Source organism: Streptomyces sp. NPDC093546 (genome assembly GCF_044765045.1).
Lineage (GTDB): Bacteria > Actinomycetota > Actinomycetes > Streptomycetales > Streptomycetaceae > Streptomyces.
In genome coordinates this window covers 441,570-466,072 of the sequence record NZ_JBIWJG010000006.1, presented here as the reverse complement: position 1 = coordinate 466,072, position 24,503 = coordinate 441,570, and the positions used below count along the sequence as shown (strand labels likewise).

21 protein-coding genes, 1 tRNA gene and 1 pseudogene are annotated in these 24,503 nt (G+C 73.0%); 12 read left to right on the top strand and 11 right to left on the bottom strand.

Annotated features, from left to right (window positions below; translation table 11 throughout):
• Both ACIRNI_RS17060 and ACIRNI_RS17055 read right to left on the bottom strand, forming a co-directional pair.
• Positions 1–4,239, bottom strand: a 4,239-nt coding sequence (locus ACIRNI_RS17060) for a type I polyketide synthase (RefSeq protein WP_403552196.1), incomplete at its 3' end; no start/stop codon positions are given.
• 162 nt (positions 4,240–4,401) lie between these two features.
• Positions 4,402–5,601: a cytochrome P450 gene (locus ACIRNI_RS17055; RefSeq protein ID WP_403552195.1), complete on the bottom strand. Its 1,200-nt coding sequence runs from the start codon at positions 5,599–5,601 to the stop codon at positions 4,402–4,404.
• A 404-nt stretch (positions 5,602–6,005) separates the two neighbouring features.
• Here ACIRNI_RS17055 and ACIRNI_RS17050 point away from each other — a divergent pair, with 404 nt between their 5' ends.
• On the top strand, positions 6,006–7,073 hold the full coding sequence (locus tag ACIRNI_RS17050; protein ID WP_403552194.1) for a glucose-1-phosphate thymidylyltransferase: 1,068 nt from the start codon (positions 6,006–6,008) through the stop codon (positions 7,071–7,073).
• Positions 7,070–8,050, top strand: a complete 981-nt coding sequence (gene rfbB, locus ACIRNI_RS17045) for a dTDP-glucose 4,6-dehydratase (RefSeq protein ID WP_403552193.1) — start codon at positions 7,070–7,072, stop codon at positions 8,048–8,050. The genes ACIRNI_RS17050 and rfbB overlap by 4 nt, the downstream gene beginning before the upstream one ends.
• A gap of 132 nt (positions 8,051–8,182) precedes the next feature.
• On the opposite strand, the gene ACIRNI_RS17040 is transcribed toward rfbB, so the two are convergent.
• Positions 8,183–9,106, bottom strand: a complete 924-nt coding sequence (locus tag ACIRNI_RS17040; protein WP_403552192.1) for a YihY/virulence factor BrkB family protein — start codon at positions 9,104–9,106, stop codon at positions 8,183–8,185.
• A gap of 120 nt (positions 9,107–9,226) precedes the next feature.
• Positions 9,227–10,738, bottom strand: coding sequence for a serine/threonine-protein kinase (locus tag ACIRNI_RS17035; RefSeq protein WP_403552191.1), 1,512 nt, complete (start codon positions 10,736–10,738; stop codon positions 9,227–9,229).
• Positions 10,739–11,010: 272 nt separating this feature from the next.
• Here ACIRNI_RS17035 and ACIRNI_RS17030 point away from each other — a divergent pair, with 272 nt between their 5' ends.
• Both ACIRNI_RS17030 and ACIRNI_RS17025 read left to right on the top strand, forming a co-directional pair.
• Positions 11,011–11,478, top strand: a complete 468-nt coding sequence (locus tag ACIRNI_RS17030; protein WP_403552190.1) for a DUF6003 family protein — start codon at positions 11,011–11,013, stop codon at positions 11,476–11,478.
• Positions 11,479–11,492: 14 nt separating this feature from the next.
• On the top strand, positions 11,493–11,633 hold the full coding sequence (locus ACIRNI_RS17025; protein ID WP_403552189.1) for a hypothetical protein: 141 nt from the start codon (positions 11,493–11,495) through the stop codon (positions 11,631–11,633).
• A 186-nt stretch (positions 11,634–11,819) separates the two neighbouring features.
• On the opposite strand, the gene ACIRNI_RS17020 is transcribed toward ACIRNI_RS17025, so the two are convergent.
• Positions 11,820–11,893, bottom strand: a tRNA-Pro gene (locus ACIRNI_RS17020).
• A gap of 54 nt (positions 11,894–11,947) precedes the next feature.
• Positions 11,948–14,611 carry an ATP-binding protein gene (locus tag ACIRNI_RS17015; RefSeq protein WP_403552188.1) on the bottom strand — a complete coding sequence of 888 codons (2,664 nt, stop codon included), beginning with the start codon at positions 14,609–14,611 and terminating at the stop codon, positions 11,948–11,950.
• Between the two features lie 123 nt (positions 14,612–14,734).
• Between ACIRNI_RS17015 and ACIRNI_RS17010 the strand changes: the two genes are divergently transcribed.
• Entirely contained in the window at positions 14,735–15,235 is a 501-nt protein-coding gene (locus ACIRNI_RS17010) for a DUF309 domain-containing protein (RefSeq protein ID WP_403552187.1), read from the top strand.
• A gap of 17 nt (positions 15,236–15,252) precedes the next feature.
• Here the strand turns inward: ACIRNI_RS17010 and ACIRNI_RS17005 are convergent, their stop codons facing one another.
• Positions 15,253–15,861 (bottom strand): TetR/AcrR family transcriptional regulator, encoded by a 609-nt coding sequence (locus ACIRNI_RS17005; protein ID WP_403552186.1) that lies wholly within the window; start codon positions 15,859–15,861, stop codon positions 15,253–15,255.
• Between the two features lie 155 nt (positions 15,862–16,016).
• Here ACIRNI_RS17005 and ACIRNI_RS17000 point away from each other — a divergent pair, with 155 nt between their 5' ends.
• Together ACIRNI_RS17000 and ACIRNI_RS16995 are read left to right on the top strand one after the other, a co-directional pair.
• Positions 16,017–16,778, top strand: a complete 762-nt coding sequence (locus tag ACIRNI_RS17000; protein WP_403552185.1) for a phosphatase PAP2 family protein — start codon at positions 16,017–16,019, stop codon at positions 16,776–16,778.
• On the top strand, positions 16,775–17,614 hold the full coding sequence (locus ACIRNI_RS16995; protein ID WP_355354884.1) for a hypothetical protein: 840 nt from the start codon (positions 16,775–16,777) through the stop codon (positions 17,612–17,614). Before ACIRNI_RS17000 ends, ACIRNI_RS16995 begins: the two co-directional genes overlap by 4 nt.
• Here ACIRNI_RS16995 and ACIRNI_RS16990 read toward each other — a convergent pair.
• The 4 genes from ACIRNI_RS16990 to ACIRNI_RS16975 form a co-directional block, all read right to left on the bottom strand.
• Positions 17,604–17,969 (bottom strand): DUF488 domain-containing protein, encoded by a 366-nt coding sequence (locus ACIRNI_RS16990; protein WP_403552184.1) that lies wholly within the window; start codon positions 17,967–17,969, stop codon positions 17,604–17,606. The two genes, ACIRNI_RS16995 and ACIRNI_RS16990, sit on opposite strands and share 11 nt — an antisense overlap.
• Positions 17,970–18,039: 70 nt before the next feature.
• On the bottom strand, positions 18,040–18,765 hold the full coding sequence (locus tag ACIRNI_RS16985; RefSeq protein WP_403552183.1) for a dienelactone hydrolase family protein: 726 nt from the start codon (positions 18,763–18,765) through the stop codon (positions 18,040–18,042).
• Between the two features lie 186 nt (positions 18,766–18,951).
• On the bottom strand, positions 18,952–19,695 hold the full coding sequence (locus ACIRNI_RS16980; RefSeq protein WP_403552182.1) for an ABC transporter permease: 744 nt from the start codon (positions 19,693–19,695) through the stop codon (positions 18,952–18,954).
• Positions 19,688–20,650, bottom strand: coding sequence for an ATP-binding cassette domain-containing protein (locus ACIRNI_RS16975; protein WP_403552181.1), 963 nt, complete (start codon positions 20,648–20,650; stop codon positions 19,688–19,690). Before ACIRNI_RS16975 ends, ACIRNI_RS16980 begins: the two co-directional genes overlap by 8 nt.
• Before the next feature lie 149 nt (positions 20,651–20,799).
• Between ACIRNI_RS16975 and ACIRNI_RS16970 the strand changes: the two genes are divergently transcribed.
• From ACIRNI_RS16970 to ACIRNI_RS16950, 5 genes and pseudogenes are all read left to right on the top strand, one after another.
• Positions 20,800–21,552 carry a TetR/AcrR family transcriptional regulator gene (locus ACIRNI_RS16970; protein ID WP_403552180.1) on the top strand — a complete coding sequence of 251 codons (753 nt, stop codon included), beginning with the start codon at positions 20,800–20,802 and terminating at the stop codon, positions 21,550–21,552.
• A 196-nt stretch (positions 21,553–21,748) separates the two neighbouring features.
• Positions 21,749–22,234: a hypothetical protein gene (locus ACIRNI_RS16965; protein ID WP_403552179.1), complete on the top strand. Its 486-nt coding sequence runs from the start codon at positions 21,749–21,751 to the stop codon at positions 22,232–22,234.
• A 390-nt stretch (positions 22,235–22,624) separates the two neighbouring features.
• A pseudogene (locus ACIRNI_RS16960) lies at positions 22,625–22,711 on the top strand (XRE family transcriptional regulator); the annotation flags it as partial.
• Positions 22,712–22,910: 199 nt separating this feature from the next.
• On the top strand, positions 22,911–23,894 hold the full coding sequence (locus ACIRNI_RS16955; protein WP_403552178.1) for a transcriptional regulator: 984 nt from the start codon (positions 22,911–22,913) through the stop codon (positions 23,892–23,894).
• A gap of 236 nt (positions 23,895–24,130) precedes the next feature.
• A complete protein-coding gene (locus ACIRNI_RS16950; RefSeq protein WP_403552177.1) occupies positions 24,131–24,502 on the top strand; it encodes a hypothetical protein in 372 nt (123 codons plus the stop codon).
• The last annotated feature ends 1 nt before the right edge of the window (position 24,503 follow it).

Below are 24,503 nucleotides of genomic sequence, written 5' to 3'. Positions count from 1 at the left end.
CAACCGCAACGGCTCCACCACATCAGGCGCCGCCACCAAACCCACGTTCTCCAACGCACCCCGCACCGACACCCCCACCCGCCACGCCCCCTCGGCGGGCGGTACGAGACCGGGCCGTGCCCTCGTCAGCCGTGCCGCGAGCACGGTGTTCCCCCGTACGGCGGTCTGCGGGTCGCCGGAGGCGAGGGCGCGGGCGAGCGCCCGGCCGTCGTTCCCGTCGGACGTGTCGAGGTCGACCAGCACGATCCGGTCGGGGTGCTCCGACTGCGCCGAGCGCACGAGGCCCCATACGGCGGCGCCCGACACATCGGGCAGGGTGTCGGCGGGGTCCGCCTGCACGGCACCGCGGGTCACCACGACCAGGGTGGTGCCGGCGTACCGCTCGTCGGCGAGCCAGGACCGCAGCTGCCCGAGCACCTCGGTGGTCCGCGCGAGTACGGCCTGCGCGTGTACGGCCTGCGCGCGTACGGTCTGCGCGTCGGTGCGTGCAGAGGCGTCCAGGCAGGCGGACAGCAGCAGATGGGTGGGCATCCGGCCACTGTTCGCGAGCTCGTCGAGCGTGCCCGCCCTCGTGACGAGCGGTTCCCCGCCCCCGAACTGGGCGAGTTCACCGGGCTCGGGCCCGGTCGCCGGGACCGGCGTCCAGTCCAGCTCGTAGAGGTCGTCCGGCCGGGACGGCTCATCGCCGAGGGCGGGCGCGGGCCGGGTGACCACACGGTCCACGGTGACGACCGGGTGGCCGGCGGGGTCGACAGCCCGGATGCGGATGCCGTCCCCGCCGTCCGCGGGCGAGATCCGGGCGCGCAGGGCGGTCGCCCCGGACGCCCAGAGCGTCACCCCGGTCCACGAGAAGGGCAGGCCCGCCTCGCCGTCGCCACCGCGTACGGCGGCCGACTGCAACGCGGCGTCGAGGAGGGCCGGGTGCAGGCCGAAGCCGGTGACGGCGCTGTCGGGCAGGGCGAGTTCGGCGAAGACGTCCCGGCCACGCGTCCACGCGGCGCTGACACCGCGGAACAGCTCGCCGTACGCGAGACCGGCGGCCCCGAGCCGTTCGTAGAGCGCGGCCGGATCGGCGGGAGCGGCCTCCTCGGGAGGCCACACACCGACCAGTTCGGGATCCTCGGCGACGACCCGGGGCCGGGGCGCGAGCACGCCGACCGCGTGCCGCGTCCAGGGGCGGTCGGGCCAGCCGTCACCGGCGGCGCCGTCCTCGCGCCGCGCGTGGACGGTGAGGCTCCGCCTGCCTTCGTCATCGGCCGCGCCCACCACCAGCTGTACCTGCACGGCGCCGTCCTCGGGCACGGTGAGCGGCGTTTCCAGAACCAGCTCGTCCAGCTGCTCGGTGCCCGCCTGTTCACCGGCGCGCACGGCGAGGTCCACGAACGCCGCGCCGGGCAGCACGATCCGGCCGTGCACGCGGTGCTCCACGAGCCAGGGCTGGGCGGCCGGGGAGAGCCTGGCGGTGAAGAGGTACCCGTCGTCCTCCGCGAGCGCGATGCCCGCACCCAGCAGCGGGTGATGGGTGACGCCGAGACCGGCGGACGTGACATCGCCCGCCCAGGAGACCCCGGACGGCCAGTGGCGGTCGGCTGCGAAGGCGTACGTGGGCAGCGCGATACGCCGGCCACCACCGCGCGCGAACACGGCGGACCGGTCCAGGTCCGCGCCGCGCGCGTGGAGACCCGAGAGGGCGCGCAGCAGTGCGGCCGACTCGTCGTGGCCCGCGCGCAGGGCGGGGAGGGCGGGTGCGTTCTCGACGATGTGCGGGACGAGGGCGGACAGCACCCCATCGGGCCCGAGTTCGAGGAAGACCCGCGCATCAGCGAGCGAGGACACCGCGTCGGCGAACCGGACGGGCTCACGGATCTGCCCCACCCAGTACTCCGGGGTCGCCAGGTCCCCCGGCGCCGTGGTGACCACCGGGACGGTCGGAGCGTGGTACGTCAACGACTTCGCGACCGCCGCGAACTCGGCCAGCATCGGCTCCATCAGACGCGAGTGGAACGCATGCGAGACCGTGAGCCGCTTGACCCGTACGCCCTCGGAGCGCAGCCGCTCCTCCAGGCCCGCGATCGCACCGACGTCACCCGAAACCGTCACCGAGGTCGGCCCGTTGACCGCCGCGAGATCCACGCCCTCGGGCAGCTCAAGCCCGTCCTCGGCCGCTTCGACTGCCAACATCGCACCGCCCGACGGCAGCGCGTCCATCAAGCGCCCACGCGCCGACACCAGAGCACACGCGTCGTTCAGCGACAGAACACCCGCGCAGTGCGCGGCAGCCAGCTCGCCGATCGAATGACCCACCAGTACGTCCGGGACCACGCCCCAGGACTCCACCAGCCGGAACAACGCCACCTCGACCGCGAACAGCGCAGGCTGCGTGTACGCGGTACGCGCCAAAAGCTCCACGTCCTCCCCGAACACCACACCTCGCAGCGGCCGTTCCAGGTCCACCCGCGCACACACCGCGTCGAACGCCTCCGCGAACACCGGGAACGCCTCGTACAGCCCACGCCCCATCCCCACCCGCTGCGCACCCTGACCCGAGAACAGGAACACCGTGTTCCCACCCCGCACCACACCCGACACGACCCCCGCCGAGGACTCCCCCTCGGCCAGCGCACGCAACCCCGCCACCAACTCCTCACGGCCGCCACCCACGACAACCGCCCGATGCTCCAACGCCGCCCGCCCCGTCGCCAACGAGAAGGCCACATCAGCCGGATCCGCCTGCGCGGCCACCGGCAACAACCGGGCCGCCTGCCGACGCAGCGCGGCAGCCGAGCGGCCCGACAGCGGCCACGCCACCGGCCCGGCGTCGTCCCCCGCCCCGGTCGCCTCCTCGCCGGCAGGGGCCGCGGGCGCCTCCTCGATGATGGTGTGGACGTTGGTGCCGCTGACGCCGAAGGAGGAGACGCCCGCCCGGCGCGGCCGCTCACCGCGGGGCCACGGTCGCGCCTCGGTCAGCAGCTCCACCGCGCCCGCCGACCAGTCCACCTGCGCGGACGGCTCGTCCACGTGGAGGGTGCGGGGCAGCTGCTCGTGCCGCAGCGCCTGCACCATCTTGATGACGCCGGCGACGCCCGCCGCGGCCTGCGCGTGCCCGATGTTGGACTTGACCGAGCCGAGCAGCATCGGGCGTCCCTCGGGCCGGTCCTGGCCGTAGGCGGCGAGCAGGGCCTGCGCCTCGATCGGGTCGCCGAGCCTCGTGCCCGTACCGTGCGCCTCGACCACGTCCACGTCGGACGGGGAGAGGCGGGCGCCGACGAGCGCCTGGAGGATGACGCGTTGCTGGGAGGGGCCGTTGGGAGCGGTGAGCCCGTTGGAGGCGCCGTCCTGGTTGACGGCCGAGCCGCGCACCAGGGCCAGGACCTCGTGGCCGTTGCGCTGGGCGTCGGAGAGCCGTTCCAGCAGGAGGACACCGACGCCCTCGGACCAGCCGGTGCCGTCGGCCGCGGACGCGAAGGACTTGCAGCGGCCGTCGGCCGCGAGCCCGCGCTGCCGGCTGAACTCGGTGAAGACGCCGGGTGTGGCCATGACGGTGACGCCACCGGCCAGCGCGAGGGTGCTCTCGCCGCTGCGCAGCGACTGGCAGGCCAGGTGCAGGGCGACCAGCGACGACGAGCACGCGGTGTCCACGGTCACCGCGGGCCCCTCCAGGCCCATGGTGTAGGAGACCCGGCCGGAGATCACGGCGGTCGCGCCGCCGGTCAACAGGTGTCCCGCGGTTCCGGGTTCGCCCGCCAGCAGGCGCAGATAGCTCTGGTCGTTGCTGCCGGCGAACACCCCGGCGCGGGTGCCGCGGACCGAGTGGGGGTCGATGCCGGCGTCCTCGAACGCCTCCCAGGCCGCCCGCAGCAGCAGGCGCTGCTGCGGGTCCATGGCCAGCGCCTCGCGCGGCGAGACACCGAAGAAGTCGGCGTCGAACTCGGTCGCGTCGTGGACGAACCCGCCCTCGCGTGCGTAGCTGTGCCCCTCGCCGTCCGGGTCGCCGTCGAAGAGCCGTGCGAGGTCCCATCCGCGGTCCGTGGGAAAGCCGGAGATCGCGTCCCGTCCTTCGGCCACCAGCCGCCACAGGTCCTCGGGCGTGTGGATGTCGCCCGGGTAGCGGCAGCTCATGCCGATGATCGCGATCGGCTCCTGGTCGGCGGCCTCCCGGTCGCGCAGCTTCTGCTTGGTCCTGCGCAGGTCGAGCGTGACCAGCTTGAGGTAGTCCCGGAGCGTCTCGTCTTCTGCCATTTTCCCGGTACCTTCCAGGCTGCCGCTCGGCCACGGTCCACCCGGGGCCGCCAATGCCGCGGGTGCCGTATTCAGGACATCCGCGTCCGCGACGCTATGGACGGCCCGTGAAGGCGGGCAACCCCTACCCGGCGGGACGGCCCCTTATCTCGCCCGCGATGCTCAGCGCAGGCCGACGGGGAACTGGAGCATCCCGCGGATGATGAAGGACCCGCGTCTGCGCACCGGCCCGGCGCGGTGGATGCCGGGCACCCGGGCGGCGAGCGCGGCAAGTGCGGTCTCCGCCTCCATCCGGGCCAGTGCGGCGCCGAGGCAGAAGTGGATGCCCGCCGAGAAGGCCAGGTTCTCCGGCCCGGGGTCCCGGGTGATGTCGAACCGTCCGGGGTCGGGATAGACCTCGGGGTCCCGGTTGGTCCCGCCCGCGCAGATCGCCACCTCCTCGCCGGCGGCGATCACCTCCCCCTCCAGTTCGAGATCGGTGTGCGCGATCCTGCGGTACTGCTGCACCGGCGGGTCGTGGCGCAGGGTCTCGCGTACGGCGGCGGGGGCCAGTGACGGATCGGCGACCAGCATGTCCCACTGCTCGGGGTGTTCCAGGAGGGCCAGCAGTCCGTTGCCGATGAGGTTGACGGTGGTCTCGGTACCGGCCAGCGGGAGGAACATGCACAGCGGGACCATCTCGTCCATGGTCAGCCGTCCGTCCTCGACCGCCGGGAGCAGATCGCTGATCAGGTCCTCGCGGGGGTCGGCCTTCCGTTCGGCGATGATGTCGTGGAACATCGCCGTCATCTCCTCGATGGCGGCCGCCGCGCCCCGCGCGGCCTGGACGGTTGCCACGCCGTCGAGCAGATAGGCCATGCGGCGGCTGAGCCGGAAGAACAGCTGCCGGTGGCGGGGTGGGATGCCGACCAGGTCGCCGATCACGCGCAGCGGGAGCTGCTGGGCGAAGGCCCTCATGAAGTTGACCTGATCGCGGCCCGCGAGCATCTCGTCGATCAGTTCGCCGGTGAACCGCTCGACGTGCGGCTGCCAGTGGGCGAGCCTGCGCGGGTTGAGCGAGGGGGTGGCGAGCCGGCGCAGGCGGGTGTGGTCGGGCGGGTCGAGTCCGAGCATGGAGTTGTCGAACGGCATGAACTCGGGGGGCTTGGCGCCCTCTGCCGTACGGACGCCGAACCGCCGGTCCCGCAGGATCTGGTTGGCGACCCGGTGGCTGGCGGTCGTCCAGGCGCCGACCGCGCTGCGGTGGAGCGCCCCGCGTTCGCGGAGCTGCTCGTAGAGCGGGTAGGGACTGTCCGGGACCAGCAGGATGGCGGCGTACGGGTCGCCCTCCTCGGCCGTCTTGCGCAGGTATTCCTGCACCACGGTCGCCTGGTATCGCGCTCTGCGCTCCGCCTCGAGTTCCGACATCCCGTCACCCCACCGCGCGTGGAGCAGCCCGTCCGCCCCGGCCGTCACGCTACGGGCAGACGCACCCCTAGCCTCAACCCCTACCTCCGCGGGATGCGCTGCGGGAGAGCCGGAGCCCCGGTGAGGCGGGAAGGCTAGGGGTTTCCGCCGGTGGTCGTCCCTGCGTAGCTTCCGGTGAGGCTCACCGTTCGCACCTCCGGTGAGGCTCGACATTCCGCGCCTCCGGTGAGGCTCGGCATTCCGCGCCTGCAGCTCATGAGCCCGTCGAGGCACCGGGCCGTGTCCGTCCCCCGTCACGGCCCGGGTTTTTCCCGCCCGTTTGCTCCCTGGGGGTCGAGGCAGGGCAAGGACGATACGTCATGAAGGCACTCGTACTCGCGGGCGGCTACGGAACCAGGCTGCGCCCGCTCACCCACACCGGCGCCAAACAACTCGTCCCGGTGGCCAACAAACCGGTGCTCCACTACTGCATCGAGACACTCGTGGACGCCGCCATCACCGACATCGGCGTGATCGTGGGCGACACCGCCGAGGAGATCAGGACCGCGCTCGGCGACGGCAGCGCCTTCGGAGCCAAGATCACCTACATTCGGCAGCACGAGCCGCTGGGTCTCGCGCACGCGGTTCTGGTGGCCCGCGACTACCTCGCCGAGGACGACTTCGTCATGTACCTGGGCGACAACTTCATCATCGGCGGCATCCACGACCTGGTCCGCGACTTCCACGCCGAGAGGCCCGACGCCGGCATCATGCTGGCGCGGGTGGAGGACCCCACCGTCTACGGCGTGGCGGACGTCGCCCCCGACGGGCAGGTGCTCCGGCTGGAGGAGAAGCCCCGGGACCCGGCCAGCGATCTCGCCGTCGTCGGCATCTACCTCTTCACCCCCGCGGTGCACGAGGCCGTACGGGCCATCGGCCCATCGGCGCGCGGCGAGCTGGAGATCAGCGACGCCATCCAGTGGCTCCTCGACCAGGGCCGCACCGTCCGCTCCAGCATGATCAGCAACTACTGGAAGGACACCGGCGGCATCACCGAGCTGCTGGAGGCCAACCGTGCGGTGCTGGACCTGCTGGAGCCCTGCGTGGACGGGGAGGTGGACGCGGAGAGCGAGATCATCGGCAGGGTCCGGATCGAGCCGGGCGCCGTAGTGTCGCGGTCGCGGATCGTCGGTCCGGCCGTGATCGGCGCCGGCACGGAGGTGACCGCCTCGTACATAGGGCCCTCGACGTCCGTGGCGGGGAACTGCGTGATCGACGCCAGTGAGATCGAGTTCTCGATCGTGCTGGAGAGTTCGTCGATCAGGGGTGTCGGCCGGATCGCGTCCTCGGTGATCGGCAGGGAGGCCGAGGTGACGCGCGCGGAGACGATCGCCCGCAGCCACCGTCTCATCCTCGGCGACCACAGCAAGGTGCAGATCACGCCATGAGAATCCTCGTCACCGGTGGTGCCGGTTTCATCGGCTCGTGCTTCGTCCGGATGGCGCTCGGTCCGGAGGCCCCCGTCCCCGTCTCGTCCGTCACCGTGCTCGACGCCCTCACCTATGCCGGCAACCGTGAGAACCTCGCGCCGCTGGCAGGGGACCGGCGTCTCGACTTCGTCCACGGCGACATCCGGGACGCGGCGCTCGTGGGCAGGCTGCTGCCCGGTCACGACGCGGTGGTGCACTTCGCGGCCGAGTCCCACGTGGACCGCTCCATCGCGGGCGCCGCCGAGTTCGTCAGCACCAACGTGGTGGGTACGCAGACCCTGCTGGACGCGGCGCTCCGGGACCGCACCCCGGCCTTCCTGCACGTGTCCACCGACGAGGTGTACGGCTCGCTGGCGGAGGGATCGTGGACGGAGGAGGAGCCGCTGCGTCCCACCTCTCCGTACGCCGCGTCGAAGGCGTCCTCCGACCTGCTCGCGCTCGCGTACCACGGCACTCACGGGCTCGACGTACGGGTCAGCCGGTGCTCGAACAACTACGGCCCCTACCAGTTCCCCGAGAAGATCATCCCGCTGTTCACCACGTCCCTGCTGGACGGCCGCACCGTCCCGCTCTACGGCGACGGGCTCAACGTCCGGGACTGGCTGCACGTGGAGGACCACTGCCGCGCGCTCTTCGCGATCCTGCGGGACGGGCGGGCCGGCGAGGTCTACAACATCGGCGGCGGGCACGAGCTGTCCAACCGTCAGCTGACGGAACGGCTGCTCCGCGCGTGCGGGGCGGACTGGAGCATGGTGCGGGCGGTCCCCGACCGCAAGGGCCACGACCTGCGGTACTCGGTGAACTCGCGCAAGATCCGCGCCGAGATGGGGTGGGCCCCGCGGCACCGTCTCGAGGACGGGCTGGACGGCACGATCGCCTGGTATCGGGACAACCGGGCCTGGTGGGAACCGCTGGCGCGTCCGCTGGCCACCTGACCGGGCGCCCGTGGCAGGTGGTCGCACCGGCTGGTCCCCAGAACGCAGACCACGGCCGGCCACACAGCCGGTCTCGGGCCATCAGCCGCTGAGCCGCATGCGACAGCTCCGTCGCCGTGTCCGTGGCCGGCGTCACCGTGCTGCGACGCCGGCACGATCACCGGAGCAGGGATCGGGCCGCTCCGGTCGCCCGCCCCGCGCCAGTTCGGCGTTGAACTGCGCGCCCGCCAGCAGCACGACATGGGAGACCCACAGCCACACCAGGAACGCCACCACACCCGCCAGGGAGCCGTAGAGACGGTTGTACGTCGCGATGTGCGACGCGTAGAAGGCGAAGCCCGCCGACGCCAGCAGCCAGAGCAGCACCGCCAGTGTTCCGCCGGGCAGCGTCTGCCGTACACCGCGAGTCTCCGGCGGCCCGGACCAGAAGAGGAGCAGGACCAGGGCGACGACCACCGTGAACAGCAGCGGCCATTTCAAGCCCGCCCAAACGAGGGCGGCCTGATGGTCCGTTCCCGTGCCCCGGCCGATGGCCCGGGCGACCCGCTCGGCGGCCGTGAGCGTCAGCACCCCGCTGACCAGCAGTGCGAGCACGGTCAACGCCCTGAGCAGGATGGCGGGGAACGTCCGCCACGCCGGACGGCAGTCGGGAACGCCGTACATCGCGTGCAGCGCCCGCCGGAAGACGGCCAGGTAGCTGGAGGCGGACCACAGCGCGGCGCCGGCGGTGGCCACGAGCAGCAGCCAGCGGACCGACGGGCCCTCCTGCGGGCTGCTCAGGGCCTGGGCGAGGACCGGACGGGCCGCCTTCGGCACGAAGGCGGCCAGTTGCGCGACGACCTCCTGGGGGGTGTCCGTGCCGACCAGGGCGATGGAGAAGACCATCACCAGCAGGGCCGGGAAGACGGCCAGCACCGCGTAGTACGTCAGCGCCGCCGCCCAGTCGGTCAGGTCGTCCTCCCAGACGGCGACCGGTGTACGGGCCATTGCGCGCGCGTACGCCCCGTGCTCGCGCCGACCGGGCGCCGAGCCGCTCGCGGGGACACCGATCGTCATGACACCACTGCTCCGTTCGGGGCCTGCCGTCCCCCGGCCGCCACCGCCCCGGGCGACTGCCGGCGAGTTGCGTGTCTGGTGCCCCGTCAGGGCGGCGTCACGCCAGGGAGCCCCGCCGTGTCACCGCGCGTGCCTGCCCTTCGCCGACTTCGGCTTCGCCTGCCGCGCCTCGGGCTTCTCAGGAGCCGGGCCGGCTGTTCCGGGACCGGCCACACGGCCGCGCTGCCGCTCCCAGCCGCCGGGAGCCGACAGTGTGCCGCTGTCCGTCGCCGCGTCCTGGGCTCCGGTGACCTTTCGGCTCCCGGTGTACGAGGGGGACCGCGGCGCGGACGCGGACGCGGAGACGGCAGCGGCTCCGGCCGACGGAGCGGGCGAGGCGGTCGGGGCGGCCGGCGAGGACGGGGAGGAGGCTGACGCCCTCGACCGGTTCGCGTCCGGGGAGGCCGGCTCGGTCGTGGCGGGGCGGGGCGGACCGGACGCGGCGTTCTCCGCCTCGGCGGACGGCCCGCCCACCGAACCGGCCAGTCCGACGCCGAAGACGGTCAGGGCCGCGCCGGCGGTCAGCAGGATCCGACCGGCCCGGCGTGAGGCGGGCCGGCCGGAAGAGGATCGTGCGGGCACCGGCCCGCCGTGTGCGGGGACGGCGGCCTCGACGCCTGCGATCCCCGGCGCGGCACCCGCCCCGTGCGACCTCAGCGTGTCCGGGTTCCGCTCACCGGCGCCGTTCTCGCCGTTCTCACCGCTCACGGGCGGAGCCCCGAGCACGGAGGAACCCGCGGGCGCGTCGGCCGCTCCCGCGAGATCCTCCGATGCCAAGGCGGCCAGGGCGCGCTCACAGGCCCGGGCGTCCGGCCGGCGGCTCTCGTCCGCGTCGGTCATGGCTTCCAGCAGTTCGACGAGCGTCGCCGGTATGTCCGGCGGAATGACCGGGGGCCGGTGCAGGCGGGCGATCGCAGCCTCCAGCGGCGCCCCGTCGTACTCCAGTTCACCCTTGATGGTCTCGATGAGCACCAGTCCCAGGCTGTAGATGTCCGCTGCCGGTCCGGCTCCCCGGCCCAGCACCTGCTCCGGGGCCATGTAGGCGGCGGTCCCCACCAAGGCGCCCGGGACGGTCTGGGCCGTGGTGCCGAGCAGCCGGGAGATGCCGAAGTCCGTCAGGTGGGGGAAGCCCGCCTCGTCCAGCAGGATGTTCGCAGGCTTGACGTCGCGGTGGACGACTCCGGCCTCGTGCACATGGGCCAGTGCCGAGGCCAGCGCGGCTCCGATCCGGCACGCCTCGGCGGGCGCCAGCGGGGCCGCGGCAATCCGCCGGCGCAGCGTCGTGCCCTTGACCAGTTCCATCACCAGGTAGGGCGTTCCGTCGTCCCGGCCGCAGTCGTACACGGTGATCAGGCCGGAGTGCTGCAACCGGGCCAGCAGCCGGCCCTCGCTGTCGAACCGCTCCTCCGTGTCGGCGGCACCGTCCGGGCGGAAGACCTTCACCGCGACCGGCCGCCGCAGGCGCAGGTCCACGCCCTCGTACACGTCGGCCGCGCCACCGCGGCCCAGCAGGTCGTCGAGCCGGTAGCGTCCGGCCACCACGTGGGCGGTGAGCCTGTGGTCCGGTCGGATCGGCCACGAGCGGACTTTCATCACTGCGCTCCCTGCGTCCTGTTGTCACCTACCGTCGTCCGCCCGCCCACGTGTGTGCTGCCGATGGCATGCCCGGCCGCGTGGGTGCGAGCACCGTGTGCACGTGTGCCCCCTCAGCCGCCGGACATCCCCCGCCGCGCACCCGACCTCTACGGCGGCGTGCGCGGCACCGGCGCCACGTGGGCGAAGGTGACCGGAGCCGGGCGGTGGCTCCCGTCGCACGGGGTAGGTGAGGACAGCACACGACCATCGCGTCTGCGAAGGAGACGAGCATGACCGACGACGCCTACCTGTTCCTCGTGGACGACCCGGCGACTCCACTGGGCGCATCCGTCGCCGCTGTCGGCGACCTGGCGTGCCTGGAGACGCCCGCCGTTCGGGGGTGGCTCGACGCGCACGGTGTGACCACCGGCTCCGCGGGAGTCCGGCTGCTGCCGCCGGAGGAGACGGGCGCCATCCCCGAGGGGACGGAGAAGCTGCCCGTTCCGTTGAGCGACGAGGAGCTGAACCGGCTGCGCCACGCGCTGGCGCCGGGTGCCCTCGCCCGCGTGGAGGAAGAGCTGCTGGCCTACCGCGACTGCGCGGGCGAGCGGGACGCCCTGCTGGCACGGGCCACGGCCGCCGGGGTTCCGCCGCACCGCATCGTCGAACTCACCGGCGAGGACCCCCGGACCGTGGCCTCGGCGGCCGCGGCGCAGGGGCAGGGCCGTCCGTCGGATCCTGGTCCGGGACAGCGGTGACGGGGAGGGGAAACATGACGACCGAGGAGACGCGTACCAGGCTTCGAGTGTTGGAGGACCGGCTCGGCGAGCGCACCCCGGCGCCGATCGAGGGCCAGACCCGCATCCCCCTCCCCCGGCCCACCCCGGCGGACGACGAGGACGAGGGGACGTGAGGGCACATACCGGGCTGACCTGGTTCGCAGACGCCGGCCGGCGTGCCCGTGTTCGTCCCCCGCCGGATCACCGCCGCCGGCGCCGCGCTCCCTGCCGCACGCTGGTCCCCACCTGGTCCCCGAAAACGATCAAGGGGCCGTTTCAGATTTCTCTGAAACGGCCCCTTGACCTGCGACTCCGCAAAGTCGGGACGACAGGATTTGAACCTGCGACCCCTTGACCCCCAGTCAAGTGCGCTACCAAGCTGCGCCACGTCCCGATGCGCGTGTCCCCCGGCTTGTCGCCGTGGTGAGCGCGCAGGAAGAAGATTACCTCACTCCCGGGGTGGGTTCGTATCCCGGGCCTGGAGTGCGCGGGTCGCGAGGGTGTCGGCGCCGCAGGTGGTGGCCAGGGTGGCGGCGTGGGTGAGTTCCGCCGGGGAGCCGGTGGCGAGGCCGAGGTCGTACCGGGCCAGGGCGTGTTCGTACGCGGAGGGGGAGGTTTCCAGGTGCCGGACCGCCCGGTCCAGGAGGTGGACGGCCTCGTCGGGGCGGGCGAACAGGGCCGCGCAGCGCAGGGCTTCTCCGAGGGCGGTGGCCGTGCCGAAGCGTTCGGCGTGGACGCGGGCCTGTTCGGCGTAGCGGGCCGCGCGGGGCGGGTCGGTGGGGGCGAGGGCGCGGGCGAGGTCGCAGGCCCAGGGGGCCCAGACGGGGTTGAGGCGGCCGCGGCGCTCCAGGGCGCGGCCGGCCGACTCCAGTTCCGTGACGGCCTCCTCGGTGCGGCCTTCGGCGAGCAGGAGCCTGCCGTGGACGCAGGGCCCGTGGGGTACGACCATCGCGCCGGGCCAGGGCGGTCCGAAGCGGTAGTGGTCCGCGGTGGCGCGGGCCTCCGCGGTACGGCCCCGGGCCAGCAGCGTGTCGATGAGCAGGCAGACCGCGTCCCACTGGACCGGAAGCCCGGTGCCGAGGCGGTCGGCGAGGCGGAGCGCCTCGCGCAGGAAGCTCTCGGCCTCCACGAGGGCGCCGCGGCGGCGGTGGGCCAGGCCGAGGAGGGTGTGGGCGAAGGCGAGGTGGGCGCCGCTCCAGCCGGAGATCTCGAAGGCGCGCACCGCCTCCTCGAACAGGGCCCTGGCGTGGTCGGGCCGGTCGGTGAAGGCGTACGCGACGCCGACGACGGCCGGTGTCTCGCAGCCCCACTCGGTATCCGTCCAGCCCAGGCCGCGCGCCGGGCGGCCGTCGGCCAGGGAGCGCGCGCACAGGTCGAGGACGTGGCCCGCGTTCTCGCCGCGGAGCATCGCGTCGAAGGCGCGCAGCGACAGCAGGGCGCGTTCGGCGTTGCCGGCTCCGGGGAGGTGGTCGGCGAGGTCCGCGAGGCGGCGGGAGCGGCCGGGGCCGTCCTCCTCGTCGGCCTGGAACCCCTCGTACATGAACCGTGCCGCCTCCAGCCGCGTCCGGGCGGGGCCCGGGGGCGTCCGGGCGGCCTCCGCGGCGACGGAGCGGGCCGCCTCGCGCGGCTGGTCGCCGTGGGCGAGGGCTTGCGCGAGGCGGCAGGTGGCGTCGGTGCGGCGCGGCCCGGTGAGGCCCGGGAGGGCGAGGGCGGAGCGCAGGTAGCGCACGGCGGCGGACGGCGAGGTGACCAGGGCGGCGCAGCCCAGTTCGTACAGGACCTGCGCGTACGCCTCCGGGGGCGGCGGTTCCTGGAGGGCGCGTTCCAGGCAGCGGCGGGCCGCCGCCGGGGCGCCGAGGGCGAGGTACTCGCGGGCGGCCTCGCGCAGCTGCGCGACGACCTCCTCGTCGTCGTCCGGGTGGATCTCGAGCAGGTGGCGGGAGGCGGCCGCCGGACCGAGGCCCGCGCGCGTGACGGCCCAGGCCGCCCGGCCGTGCATGGCGGTGCGGAGGGCGGGCGGGATGGAGCGGTATATGGCGGTGGCGATGAGCGGGTGGACGAACTCCAGGGGGTCGGATCCGGTGACGATGCGGGCCTCGCGCAGTCGCTGCGTGCAGCTCTCCGCCTCGGCCGCGGTCATTCCGGCGAGACCGGCGGCGAGGGACTGCGAGATGTCGGTGCCGAGCACGGCGGCCGCCCACGCGAACCGGGTCGGGCCGGTGCCGAGCCGTTCGAGCCGGGCCACGAGCCCGCTGCCGCGCGAGGTGGCGGCCAGGTCGCGCAGGAGGGCCGCCGACGCCTCGACGGGGGCGAGCATGCGGTCCTGGGCCCTGGCGAGGAGCTCGACCGTCTCGTACGGGTTGCCCCCGGTGAGCGTCCACACCTCCCGGCAGAACGCGTCGTCCGTCTCGTCGCCGAGGGTGGTCCGGACCATGTCGGCGGTGGCGTCCGCGGTGAGGGCGCGCAGGGTGACGCGGAGCCTCGCGGCCTCGCCGAGCCGGTCCAGCAGAGCGGTGGCCGGGTCGGCGCCGGCTCTCGGGCGGTGGGCGAGGACGACCAGCACCGGCAGGGCGGGCAGGCCGACGGCGAAGGACGCGAGCCAGCCAAGTGATTCGGCGTCCGCCCAGTGCGCGTCGTCGACGAGCAGCACGAGGGGGCGGTGGAGCTGGTGCCGGTGGCGTTCGGCGAGCCGCGCGACGAGCCGGTCCAGCCCGTCCCGTACGCCCTGCGGGTCGGCGAGCGGGGCGCTGGGGGCGGTGACGCCGAGGGCGGGGGCGGTGATGTCGTACCGGTCGGCGAACAGCCGCCGCAGCTCGTCGCCGTCGTACGGGGCGAGTGCGGGTTGGAGCAGTTGCCGTACGACGTGGAAGGGGACGGACGTGACGGTCTCGCCGCCGCGTGCGGCGTGGACGGTGCAGCGGTCGGCGGCGAGTCGGCGCACGGCGTCGAGTAACGCCGTCTTGCCGATGCCGGATTCACCCCGATAGACCAGCAGTCCGCCGGAGGCGCCGCCGCCGCACAGCGCGTCCACGGCGCGGGCGGCCGCGGCGAGCTCGGGCTCGCGCTCCAACAGCGGTACGGAAAGCCGGTGTTCCGGCTGGGACGGCCGCATCGCCTTCCCTCCCCCACGACGTGCCCGGGCATGTGTGTGCGTGTCCGGACCCGAGGGTAGCCGCGCCCCGGTGGCGAAGGACACGGTTGGGAACGCTCCCGCCGGAAGGGTGACAATCGAGGCGTGGACAGGACGCGAAGGGACCGCGACAGGGACCGAGACCCCGAGGGGCGCGCACGCAACGCCCGCCCCCGCGACGGGCTGGGGCGGCCGTTGCCGTACGGCGCGCCGGGCGTGGAGCGCCAGCCGGAGGGGGTGGTGCGTACGCCCGGGGAGACCCTCGGCGAGGCCCAGCGGCTGCTGGACGCGGGGATGCCGTTCCACGCGCACGAGGTGTTCGAGGACGCGTGGAAGTCGTGCGCCGGGGAGCGGGAGGGGGAGCGCGAGCTGTGGCGGGGTCTGGCGCAGCTGGCGGTGGGTCTTACGCACGCGGCGCGCGGGAACACGGCGGGCGGGGCGCGGTTGCTGGTCCGCGGCGCGGAGCGGATCCGCGCTTTCTCGCCGGTGTACGGGATCGATGTCGGCGGACTGGTGGAGTGGGCCCGGGGGCTGGCGGGGCGGCTGGGGGGCCGGCCGGAGGATGCGGTGGACCCGGTGGCGGAGGCGCCGCGGCTGCGCGGGTAGGGCGGGCGGTCCGCGCCTTACGCCGGTGGTGCGAGGCCCAGCGCCGGGAGCAGCACCGCCTCCAGGAGGGCGGGGAGGGCGTCGTCGTCGGTGAAGCGGTCTTCGAAGAGGCGCTCCACCCGGAGGACGCCGAGGAAGCAGGGGGCGACGAAGGCGATCGCCGGGTTGGCGGGGTCGAGCTCGCCGCGCGCGATGCCGCGCTGGAGCATCGCGTCGAGGGCGGCGACCTCGGGGTCGATGACCGTCTCCCGCAGTGCGTGGCGCAGGTCGGCGTGGAGCAGGTAGGCCTGGCCGACGGCCTCCATCAGTTCGGTGTCGTGGCCGCGGCGGGTCGCGGCGGCCGTGGCGGCGGCGCGCAGGTCGCTCGCGAGGGAGCCGGTGTCGATGTCGGTGAAGAGGGAGCGGCGGCTCTTGGCGAGCGCGGCGGTCACGAGCTGCCGCTTGGTCTTCCACTGCCGGTAGAGGGTGGCCTTGCCGCACTTCGTGCGGGCGGCGACGCCCTCCATGGTGACGGCGTCGTAGCCGCCCTCGCGCAGCAGGTCCAGCACGGCCGCGTACAGCTCCTGCTCCCGCTCGGGAGTGATCTTGCTGCGGCGCGCGGCGGTGGTGGCGGCCTGCGTGGACATCGCTTTCTCCCCGCTGACGGATGTCTGGGTGCGGCTACGAGCGTAGGCGGGGCCTCATCGAGACGCAAACGTATCGAGACGTTTGCGTCTCGATAGTGAGGCATCTAAGCTTGCCCCGTTTTGTTGCCTTAGCGAACCATCAGAGGGGCCGGACCATGGCTGCCGGGATACCACCGGAGACGACCGCCGCCCGGCGGCCGCCCCTGGTACGCGAGCTGGCGCTGGTGACAGCGCTGTTCCTCGTCTACAAGCTGGGCCGCCTGCTCGCGAACGGACACGAGGGCCGCGCCTTCGGGAACGCCGCCCGCGTCTGGGAGCTGGAGCGGGCCGTCCACCTGCCGGGCGAGGGGTGGGTGCAGCGGCTGCTCCTGCACGACGGGACGGCCGTCCATCTGGCGAACACGTACTACGCCGTCGTCCACTTCCCGGCGACCGTGGCCTTCCTCGGCTGGCTGTACTGGCGCCGGCCGGCGCACTACCTGTGGTCCCGGCGGGCGCTGGCGCTGCTGACCGGTGCCGCGCTCGCGCTCCACCTGCTGGTGCCGCTGGCGCCGCCGCGGATGCTCGCCGAGGCGGGCCTGGTGGACACGGCACGGGTGTACGGCCCGTCGGTGTACGGGGCGACGCCCGAGACGGACACGATGGCGAACCAGTTCGCGGCGATGCCGTCGCTGCACGTCGGCTGGGCGCTGATGGTCGCGATCGGGATGATGGCCGCCACCCGTGGCCGGTGGCGGCCGCTGTGGCTGCTCCATCCGCTGCTGACGCTGCTGGTCGTGGTCGGCACCGCGAACCACTACTGGCTGGACGCCCTGGTGGCCGCCGCCCTGCTGGGCGGTGTCCTCGCCGTCGTACGGGCGCCGGGGGCCGTGCGGCGCGGGCGCGGGGCCGTGCTCGTCGGGGCGGCGGCGCGATGAGGGCGACGCTGTTCGCGGTGGTGCTGTCGCTCGCCTCGGCCGCCGGGTACGCGCTGGCCGCGGTCGTCCAGGCGCGGCTCGCCCCGGCGGGGGGCCTGCGGGCGCTGGCCGCCCGGCCGCTGTGGTGGTGGGCGATCGGGCTCAACGCGGCGGGCGCGCTCACGCATGTCGCGGCGCTGCACTACGGGCCGCTCACCCTGGTCCAGCCGCTCGGCGCGCTGACGCTGGTGGCCGCGCTGCCGGTCGGGGCGTGCTACGAGCGGCGGCGGGTGAGCGCGGTGGAGTGGCGCGGGGCGCTGTGGACGCTGGGCGGGCTGGTCGGACTGGTCGCGGTGGTGGGCCCGGCGGCGCCGGGCGACGCGCTGTCCCTGCCGGAGGGGCTCGCGGTCGCCGCGGTGACGGCGCTCCTGATCGCCGCGCTGGTACGCCGGACCGCCCACGGGTACGGGCTCGGGTTCGCCACCGCGTCGGGGGTCGCGTCCGCGGTCGGGTCCGCGCTGACACAGACGGTGACCGCCTCACTCGCGCGCGAGCTGCCGGGCGGCCCCTTGGCGGCCTGGCAGACGGCGCTGCTCGCCGTGCTGGTGGCGGTGTTCGCCACGGGCGGGCTGCTGCTGTCGCAGGCCGCGTACCGGGGCGGGCTGGCCGCGCCGCTCGCGGTGGTGAACCTGTCGAACCCGGCGGCGGCCGCCGTCATCGGCGTCGCCCTGCTCGGGGAGGGGTTCCGTGCGGGGCCGGTGGGGTGGCTGGTCGCCGCGGGCTCCGCGGCGCTCGCGGGGCGCGGCGTACTGCTGCTGACCTCCGGTGGGCGCGTGGCCGCCCCGGTCACCGCCTGAGGAACTCCGCGAGCACGGCGGCGTGGCTCTGCGCGGGCTCCTTGGAGGCGGTCAGCAGGGTGAGCGGCCCCTTCCGGGCGAGCTCCCGCAACCGGCCGAGGGCCTCGGCGGCCTCCGGCGCGGCCAGCTCCGCCTCGTACCGCTCGCGGAACTCCTCGTACGTGCCCTCCCCGGCGTGGTACCAGCGGCGCAGCTCGGTCGACGGGGTGACGGACTTGGGCCACTCGTCGACGCGGGCGTCCGCCTTCGCCAGGCCGCGCGGCCACAGCCGGTCGACGAGGACCCGCGTACCGTCACCGGGCTCCGGGGGCTCGTAGACCCGCCGGAGCTGGGGGTGGTGGGCAGCTCTGGTCATGCTTCCAGGCTAGGTTCGCCGCCTGCCGGTCGGTTGGTCGGTTACTCCGATGCGGCTGTCCGGTGGGTGCTCACAGGGCGCGGCGGAGGAGAGGGAGGAGGCGGTCCCAGTGGCGCCGCAGTCCGGCGGGGTCGAAGGCGTCGGTGTCGGACATGGTGAACCCGTGGACGGTGCCGGGGTAGATCTCGGAGGTGTAGTCGACCTTCGCGGCGTCCAAGGACCGGTTGAGTTCATCCAGGGCCTCAGGTGTCAGGTCGCTTTCGGCGTGGCCGAAGTGGACCTGGGCGGTGATCTTGGCGAGGGTGTCGGGCCCGGCGGCGCCCACGGGGGCGTGGAAGGCGGCGAGGGCGGCCACCTGGCCGGGGTGGGCCGCGGCGGTGCGTGTCGCCAGGAGGCCGCCAATACAGTAGCCGGTCACGGCGACCGGCCCGGCGGCGACCTCGGGCCGGGTGGTGAGGAACCTCAGGTAGGCGTCGGCGTCGCTCCGTACGCGTTCCTCGGTGTGCGCCTCGAGCAGGGGCATCAGTCGGGCTATGAGCGCGGTCCGGGCCTCTTCTCCGATGTGCTCGGGAAGGTCGACCAGCGGTGCCGGGCCGTGGCGGTAGAAGAAGTTGGGGACGAGGACGTAGTACCCGTATCCGGCCAGTTCGCGCGCCATCTCCCGCAGCACGGGCCGGATGCCGAAGCCGTCGGCGTACATCAGCACCCCCGGATGCCGCTCGCCGTCGTCGGGGAAGGCGGCGAAGGCGTCGGCTTGGCCGTCCGTGGTGGGAATCAGCAGTGTCTTGGTGGGCATGACGTCTCCTGTCGTGGTTGATGTGTCGAGCTTGTGATCAACACGACGGAGGCGGAGCACGTGCGGCGCTCAGAAGAGCACCGGGTCACCAATCCGTGTGTGGCGCAGGGCCGTCCCGGTATGCATGGCCGCGAGCCTAGCCCACCGGGATGCGGCAAGGCGAGAGACGGCTGGTCGGCAACGACCCTAGGCCGTACGCCGCTTGAACAGCACGCCCGAGGCGGCCACCGAGGCGGCGAGGATGCCCGCGCACCACGCGAGCGCCACCCACCCCGTCGAGCCCACCGGCTGCCCGAGCAGCAGTCCCCGTACCGCCTCGATGACGTGGGTGACGGGCTGGTGGGCGGCGAAGCCCTGGAGCCACGACGGCATGGTGTCGGTCGGGACGAAGGCGCTGCTCGGGTAGGGCAGGAAGCTCACGAAGAAGGTGAAGCCCCCTGCCGCTTCCGGGGACTTGACGAGCAGGCCCACCGCGGCGGACAGCCAGGAGAGTGCCGCGATGTAGGCGACCAGGAGGCCGATCGCGGCGAGCCAGGCGCCCGGGCCGGCCGAGGGGCGGAAGCCGATCGCGAAGGCGAGGGCGAAGACCAGGGCGGTGGCGATCAGGTTGCGGGCCGTGGAGGCGACGACGTGGCCCGCGAGGATGGGGGTGCCGCCGATGTCGAGGGAGCGGAAGCGGTCGATGATGCCGCCCTTGAGGTCCTCGGTGACGGCCACCGCGGTGCCGGCGGAGCCGAAGCCGGCGCACAGCAGCAGGACGCCGGGAACGACGTAGGTGACGTACTCGGTACCGGTGTCGATGGCGCCGCCGAAGAAGTACACGAAGATCAGGAGCAGCATGACCGGGAGCGCCATGGCCATGATCAGGGCGTCGACGTTGCGGCGACTGAGCCGGACGGAGCGCCCGGCCATGATGAGTGCGTCAGACATGGTTGGGCTCCCGGTGCGCGGGCTTCGTGAGGGTCAGGAAGACGTCGTCGAGGGTGGCCGTGTGCAGCGAGAACCGTTCGATCGCCGTGCCGTCGGGGTCCAACGCGTCGAGCAGCGCCCGCACCTGGGGCGCGCCGCCGTCGGTGGGGAAGCCCAGGGTGCGGGTCTCGGGCTCGCTGTACGCCGCTCGGGGTGCCAGGCGCAGATAGGCGGCCGGGTCGGCCAGGACGACGTCGAGGCGGTGGCCGGCGACGCGGCTCTTCAGTTCCTCGGAGGTGCCCTGGGCGACCAGCTCGCCGCCGTGCAGCACGGCGATACGGTCCGCCAACCGGTCGGCCTCCTCCAGGTACTGGGTGGTCAGGAAGACCGTCGTGCCTCGCGCCGCCAGCTCGCGCACCACGCTCCACAGTTCCTGGCGGCCGCGCGGGTCGAGGCCCGTCGTGGGCTCGTCCAGGAAGACCACGTCGGGTTGACCCACGAGGGATGCGGCCAGGTCGAGGCGGCGCCGCATGCCGCCCGAGTACGTCTTGACCAGACGGTCGGTGGCGGCGGCGAGGTCGAAGCGGTCGAGGAGTTCAGCGGCGCGGGCGCGTGCGGCGGCGCGGGACGTGCGGGCGGGGCCGGAGGTACGGGCGAGGCGGGCCATCATCCGAAGGTTCTCCGCGGCGGTCTGCATCTCGTCGACCGCTGCGAACTGGCCGGTGAGGCTGATCGCGCGGCGGGCGCGGGCCCGCTCGGTGCGCACGTCGTACCCGGCCACCTTGGCGGTGCCCGCGTCGGCCTCGGTGAGCGTGGCCAGGATGCGCACGATGGTGGTCTTGCCCGCGCCGTTCGGGCCGAGCAGGGCGTGCACGGTGCCGCGGGGCACCGTCAGGTCGAGGCCCCGCAGGACCTCGCGCTTTCCGTAGGTCTTGCGGAGGCCGACGGCCTCGATGGCGGGTGGTGCGTCGGGCATGGCCTCGCCTCTCCACGATTGCCTACTGCGTACGGGATACGCATTTCTGTGTAAGGGTTACGCAGAATAGGATGTGCGTCAAGGCCGGAGGCCCGAGGAGCAGCCCCGGGTGCGCGGAGGGGCCGGGTGCGGAGAGGGAGGCGGCGAGGATGGCGGCGGCGGACGAGGACACTGGACTGCCCGCGAGCCTCGCGACGGCCTGGGGCTTCAAGGCCCGCCCCTCGAAGGGGCCGAAGCCCGGCCTCAGCCTGGACCGCATCGTGGCCGCGGCGGTGGGCGTCGCGGCCGCCGAGGGCGTCGGGGCAGTGTCGATGGGACGCGTCGCCAAGGAGTTGGGCGTCTCGCCGATGTCGCTCTACCGGTACGTCGGCGCCAAGGACGAGCTCTACATCCTGATGCAGGAGGCGGTCACGCCCCCGCCACCCGAACCGCTGCCCGACGGGGCGGGGTGGCGCGCGCGGCTGACCCGGTGGGCGCGGGCGCAGCGCGCGGTCTTCCACGAGAACCTGTGGCTGTTGCGGATCCCGATCTCCGGGCCGCCCGCGAGCCCGAAGTCGGTGGCGTGGATGGAGTACGGCCTCGCGGCCCTCGACGGCACCGGGCTCGACGAGGGCACGAAACTCGGCGTGATCATGCTGGTCGGCGGCTATGTGCGCAACGAGGCGACGCTGATGTCCGACCTGGACGCCGCGTTCACGGCGAGCGGCCACGCCCCCGACGAGGTCATGCGCCGCTACCAGCGCACCCTCGCCGCTCTCACCGACCCCGAACGCCACCCGTCCGTCACGCGCGTCCTCGCATCCGGGGCCCTGGACCAGGCGGACGAGCCGGACGCGGACTTCGAGTTCGGACTCGCAGTCGTACTCGACGGGGTGGCGGCGCTGATCGCACGCTGCGGCTAGGGCCTGTCCGGCGGATCTTGCCCCTGCCCAGGGCCGTAGGATCAGCTGATAGGGCATCCGGGCTGGGGGTGCTGGAGGGGTGTCAGGTATGTGGGCAGTGGGGGGCGCGGCAGGCCGGCGGGCCGTTATTGCCGAATCCGACCGTGAACAGTGGGACTCTGAGCCGCTCGAACGAGTTGGCCCTCTCCTGTTCGGCGTGAGCCTGGCTGACGCGATCGCTGTGATGCAAGCGTGGGGTTACACCTCCGATGCCTCGCCGATGGGGAACTTCGGTCCGCTCGAGCAGGTGCGCGCACAGTTCCGTAAGGCAGACGCATGTGCCGGCCGAGTGGATGTTGTGGCCTACTTCGTCGACTCCATCGGTTTGACCTGCGTCGTTGTGGACGCTCGGACGGGTCCGCAGGTGACCCTGGAGGGCATTCGGCTGGTAGGCCGGAAGCCTTCTGAGCTCGCGCACGAGATCAGTGCACACCTGGAGGAACTCGGCAAGGCCATCGAGATCACCCCGGAGGGCGAGCTCAGCTCTCCGGAGTGGGGAATGGTGCCGCGTGCCCAGCGAGCCGGCGATGTCCTTCTGACGCGCGCGGTGTTCGGCAGGCCCAACTCCTGGGCCAACACCATGTTCGACTGCATTCCGGCTGATGAATGGGTGGGGCACCGTGTAGTCGGTTCCTTCGGGTAGACCAGAGTCCTTCGGGTGTCTATGGCTTGAGTCGGCGACGGACCGAGGCGATGGTGACCGTGCCGTGGAAGACGTAGGCGAGTTTGGTGTGGACTCGCTCGGGGCTGTCGCCAGCAAGCGATGAGCAGGGCAGCGGCGCTGTCCGGGCCGACGCCACGGACTTCCAGCAAGTCCGGCGTGCTGTCTTCGACGGCTTGGGCTACCCGCTTGTTGAGATCGTCGATCTCTGGCCAGTACGCAGCGGAGTGGACCGCGACGAAACTCCGCTGGGGTCTCGCCGCCGGCGCGGCCGCGCGAATCCCAAGCTGGCGCAGTGCCTCTGGCGTCGCCACCGCCACCACCCCGAGGCGGGAGCCGGCCTCCCGGTACGTGGCCGACGACGCACGAAACGTGTACCTCCAGCACGGCGGCCGCCGCGCCAGCTCCCTGGAGGAGGTCCGGTTCACGGAGATCGAGCACCTGGAGTTCGGGTTGTAGCAGCCCGCGCCCCGGTCACCCTCAAGCCGCCGCGCCCGCCCCGCCCATATTGGCGCGCCCCTGTCGAGCATGCAGCCTGAAGCCCCGGCTGAGGGCGGCGCCAACGAGACGTCAAGGACATGTTTACGGCACTCGTGTCTGATCGAGCGGACCCACACGCTGTCGGCGACCAGCACGTGACCACAGGCAAGGGGGGACTGTGCTCCGGATTCATTTCAGCAGTGCCGATCTCGGACGGCTTCGGCTGGCTGCGCAACCGGACGTGATGTGGGAGACCATCCTGAGTCTTCACCAACTCGTCCTACCGGACCCCTTCTTCGCGCCCTGGAACCGTCTCGCCCGCAAGGCGCTGGTGGACACGGGAGCGGGCCGGGACGTGCACCTCCTGACGACGCTCGCCCCCATCAGCTCCTACTTCCCCGACTTCCTGACGCCACCGGGACACAGCACCGACTTTGACGGCGCCGTCGATGAGGTGCTGTCCACCGACAGGGGGCGCCTGCGCCCCGAGATCGACAGACTCGCGGCCTCGCACTCGCGTCCGCCGGCATGGCTTGACGACATCGGCGCCGGACGCCCTCGTGCCCTGCGCCGGCTCGGTAGCGCCTTGCGCCGCTATCACGCCACCGTCCTGGCCCCGTACGCCCCCGAAGGAGCGGAGCGCGCCGGTCGCGAGGCGACCCGCCATGCACAGCGGACCCTCGAGCAGGGCGGCGAAGCCCTGTTGAGCGGCTTAGGGCCGGGTTTGCGCTGGCGGCCGCCGGTCCTGGAAGTGGTCTATCCGGTGGACCAGACGCTCGAGCTCGACGGGCGTGGTCTGCTGTTGGTTCCCAGCTTCTTCTGCCACAACCATCCGATCGCGTTCGCGGATCCCGGACTGCCACCCGTCCTCGTCTACCCCGTCGCCCGTAGTCCGCTCTGGATTCCACGGGCGGCGAATGGCGAACCGAACGGCCAAGGACTTGACGATCTGATCGGCCCGACCCGCGCCGCCGCGCTGCGTTTCCTCGACACCGGCCACAGCACCACCACACTCGCGGCCAGCCTGTGTACGTCCATCGCCACGGCCAGTCGTCACGCCGCCGTGCTACGCCGAGCGGGTCTGGTGGCCACCGAGCGTCTGGGCTCCTCCGTCGTGCATACGCGTACGGCCCTGGGGACGGCGCTGGTGCACGGCGGCTGACCACGAGAGAACCCGGCGGCGGGCGCGGCGCAAGCCTTTTGCAGCCGAGCGTAAAGGGTTCGGCCCCGCGCCCGGAATACGTAGCGTCTCTCTCAGGACACCCCGGCCCCGGGTACGGAGAAGGGCAGCGGGCGTCTGAAGCTCGCGTCGGCAGCAGTCGCCTCCCGGCAGACGGCCGCCGCTAGTTCGGGATCGATTCAAGAGGATTTCCGACACCGGAAGGAAGAATGAGAGACATGACATTGGCATTAGCGTGGTCCCTGCGGAAGAGCGCGGTGGCGGCCGGCATGACGGCGATGGTGGCGATCGCGCCCGTGCTCGCCGCGACCGATGCTCAGGCGCTGGGCAACAACCGTTCGGTCTCGCGCAGCTGCGGCACCAACTATGTGTCCAGCGGCTTCACGGGAAGCTACAGCTGGGCGCAGACCACGAAGTCGTCGGGGGACTGCGCCGGCCGGCTCAGCGCGGCCCTGGTGCGGAGCGACGGGTACTGGACGACGCGCAAGTACGGCTCCAGCAGCTCCGCGTACGCCACCAACACCTCCACCAGCTCCGCGAGGAACGGCTTGCACTGGGGCTGCGACTCCTGCAACGTCACCTACTCCTGAC

Bases quoted from the DNA above. Each gene is read 5' to 3' on its own strand.
- ACIRNI_RS17005 (WP_403552186.1), bottom strand. From the start codon at position 15,861: ATGTCCACGCAGGCCGCCACCACCGCCGCGCGCCGCAGCAAGATCACT.
- ACIRNI_RS17030 (WP_403552190.1), top strand. From the start codon at position 11,011: ATGACCGACGACGCCTACCTGTTCCTCGTGGACGACCCGGCGACTCCA.
- ACIRNI_RS17040 (WP_403552192.1), bottom strand. From the start codon at position 9,106: ATGACGATCGGTGTCCCCGCGAGCGGCTCGGCGCCCGGTCGGCGCGAG.
- ACIRNI_RS17015 (WP_403552188.1), bottom strand. From the start codon at position 14,611: ATGCGGCCGTCCCAGCCGGAACACCGGCTTTCCGTACCGCTGTTGGAG.
- ACIRNI_RS16975 (WP_403552181.1), bottom strand. From the start codon at position 20,650: ATGCCCGACGCACCACCCGCCATCGAGGCCGTCGGCCTCCGCAAGACC.
- ACIRNI_RS17000 (WP_403552185.1), top strand. From the start codon at position 16,017: ATGGCTGCCGGGATACCACCGGAGACGACCGCCGCCCGGCGGCCGCCC.
- ACIRNI_RS16995 (WP_355354884.1), top strand. From the start codon at position 16,775: ATGAGGGCGACGCTGTTCGCGGTGGTGCTGTCGCTCGCCTCGGCCGCC.
- rfbB (WP_403552193.1), top strand. From the start codon at position 7,070: ATGAGAATCCTCGTCACCGGTGGTGCCGGTTTCATCGGCTCGTGCTTC.
- ACIRNI_RS16950 (WP_403552177.1), top strand. From the start codon at position 24,131: ATGACATTGGCATTAGCGTGGTCCCTGCGGAAGAGCGCGGTGGCGGCC.
- ACIRNI_RS16980 (WP_403552182.1), bottom strand. From the start codon at position 19,695: ATGTCTGACGCACTCATCATGGCCGGGCGCTCCGTCCGGCTCAGTCGC.
- ACIRNI_RS16990 (WP_403552184.1), bottom strand. From the start codon at position 17,969: ATGACCAGAGCTGCCCACCACCCCCAGCTCCGGCGGGTCTACGAGCCC.
- ACIRNI_RS16985 (WP_403552183.1), bottom strand. From the start codon at position 18,765: ATGCCCACCAAGACACTGCTGATTCCCACCACGGACGGCCAAGCCGAC.
- ACIRNI_RS17050 (WP_403552194.1), top strand. From the start codon at position 6,006: ATGAAGGCACTCGTACTCGCGGGCGGCTACGGAACCAGGCTGCGCCCG.
- ACIRNI_RS17035 (WP_403552191.1), bottom strand. From the start codon at position 10,738: ATGAAAGTCCGCTCGTGGCCGATCCGACCGGACCACAGGCTCACCGCC.
- ACIRNI_RS16970 (WP_403552180.1), top strand. From the start codon at position 20,800: ATGGCGGCGGCGGACGAGGACACTGGACTGCCCGCGAGCCTCGCGACG.
- ACIRNI_RS17025 (WP_403552189.1), top strand. From the start codon at position 11,493: ATGACGACCGAGGAGACGCGTACCAGGCTTCGAGTGTTGGAGGACCGG.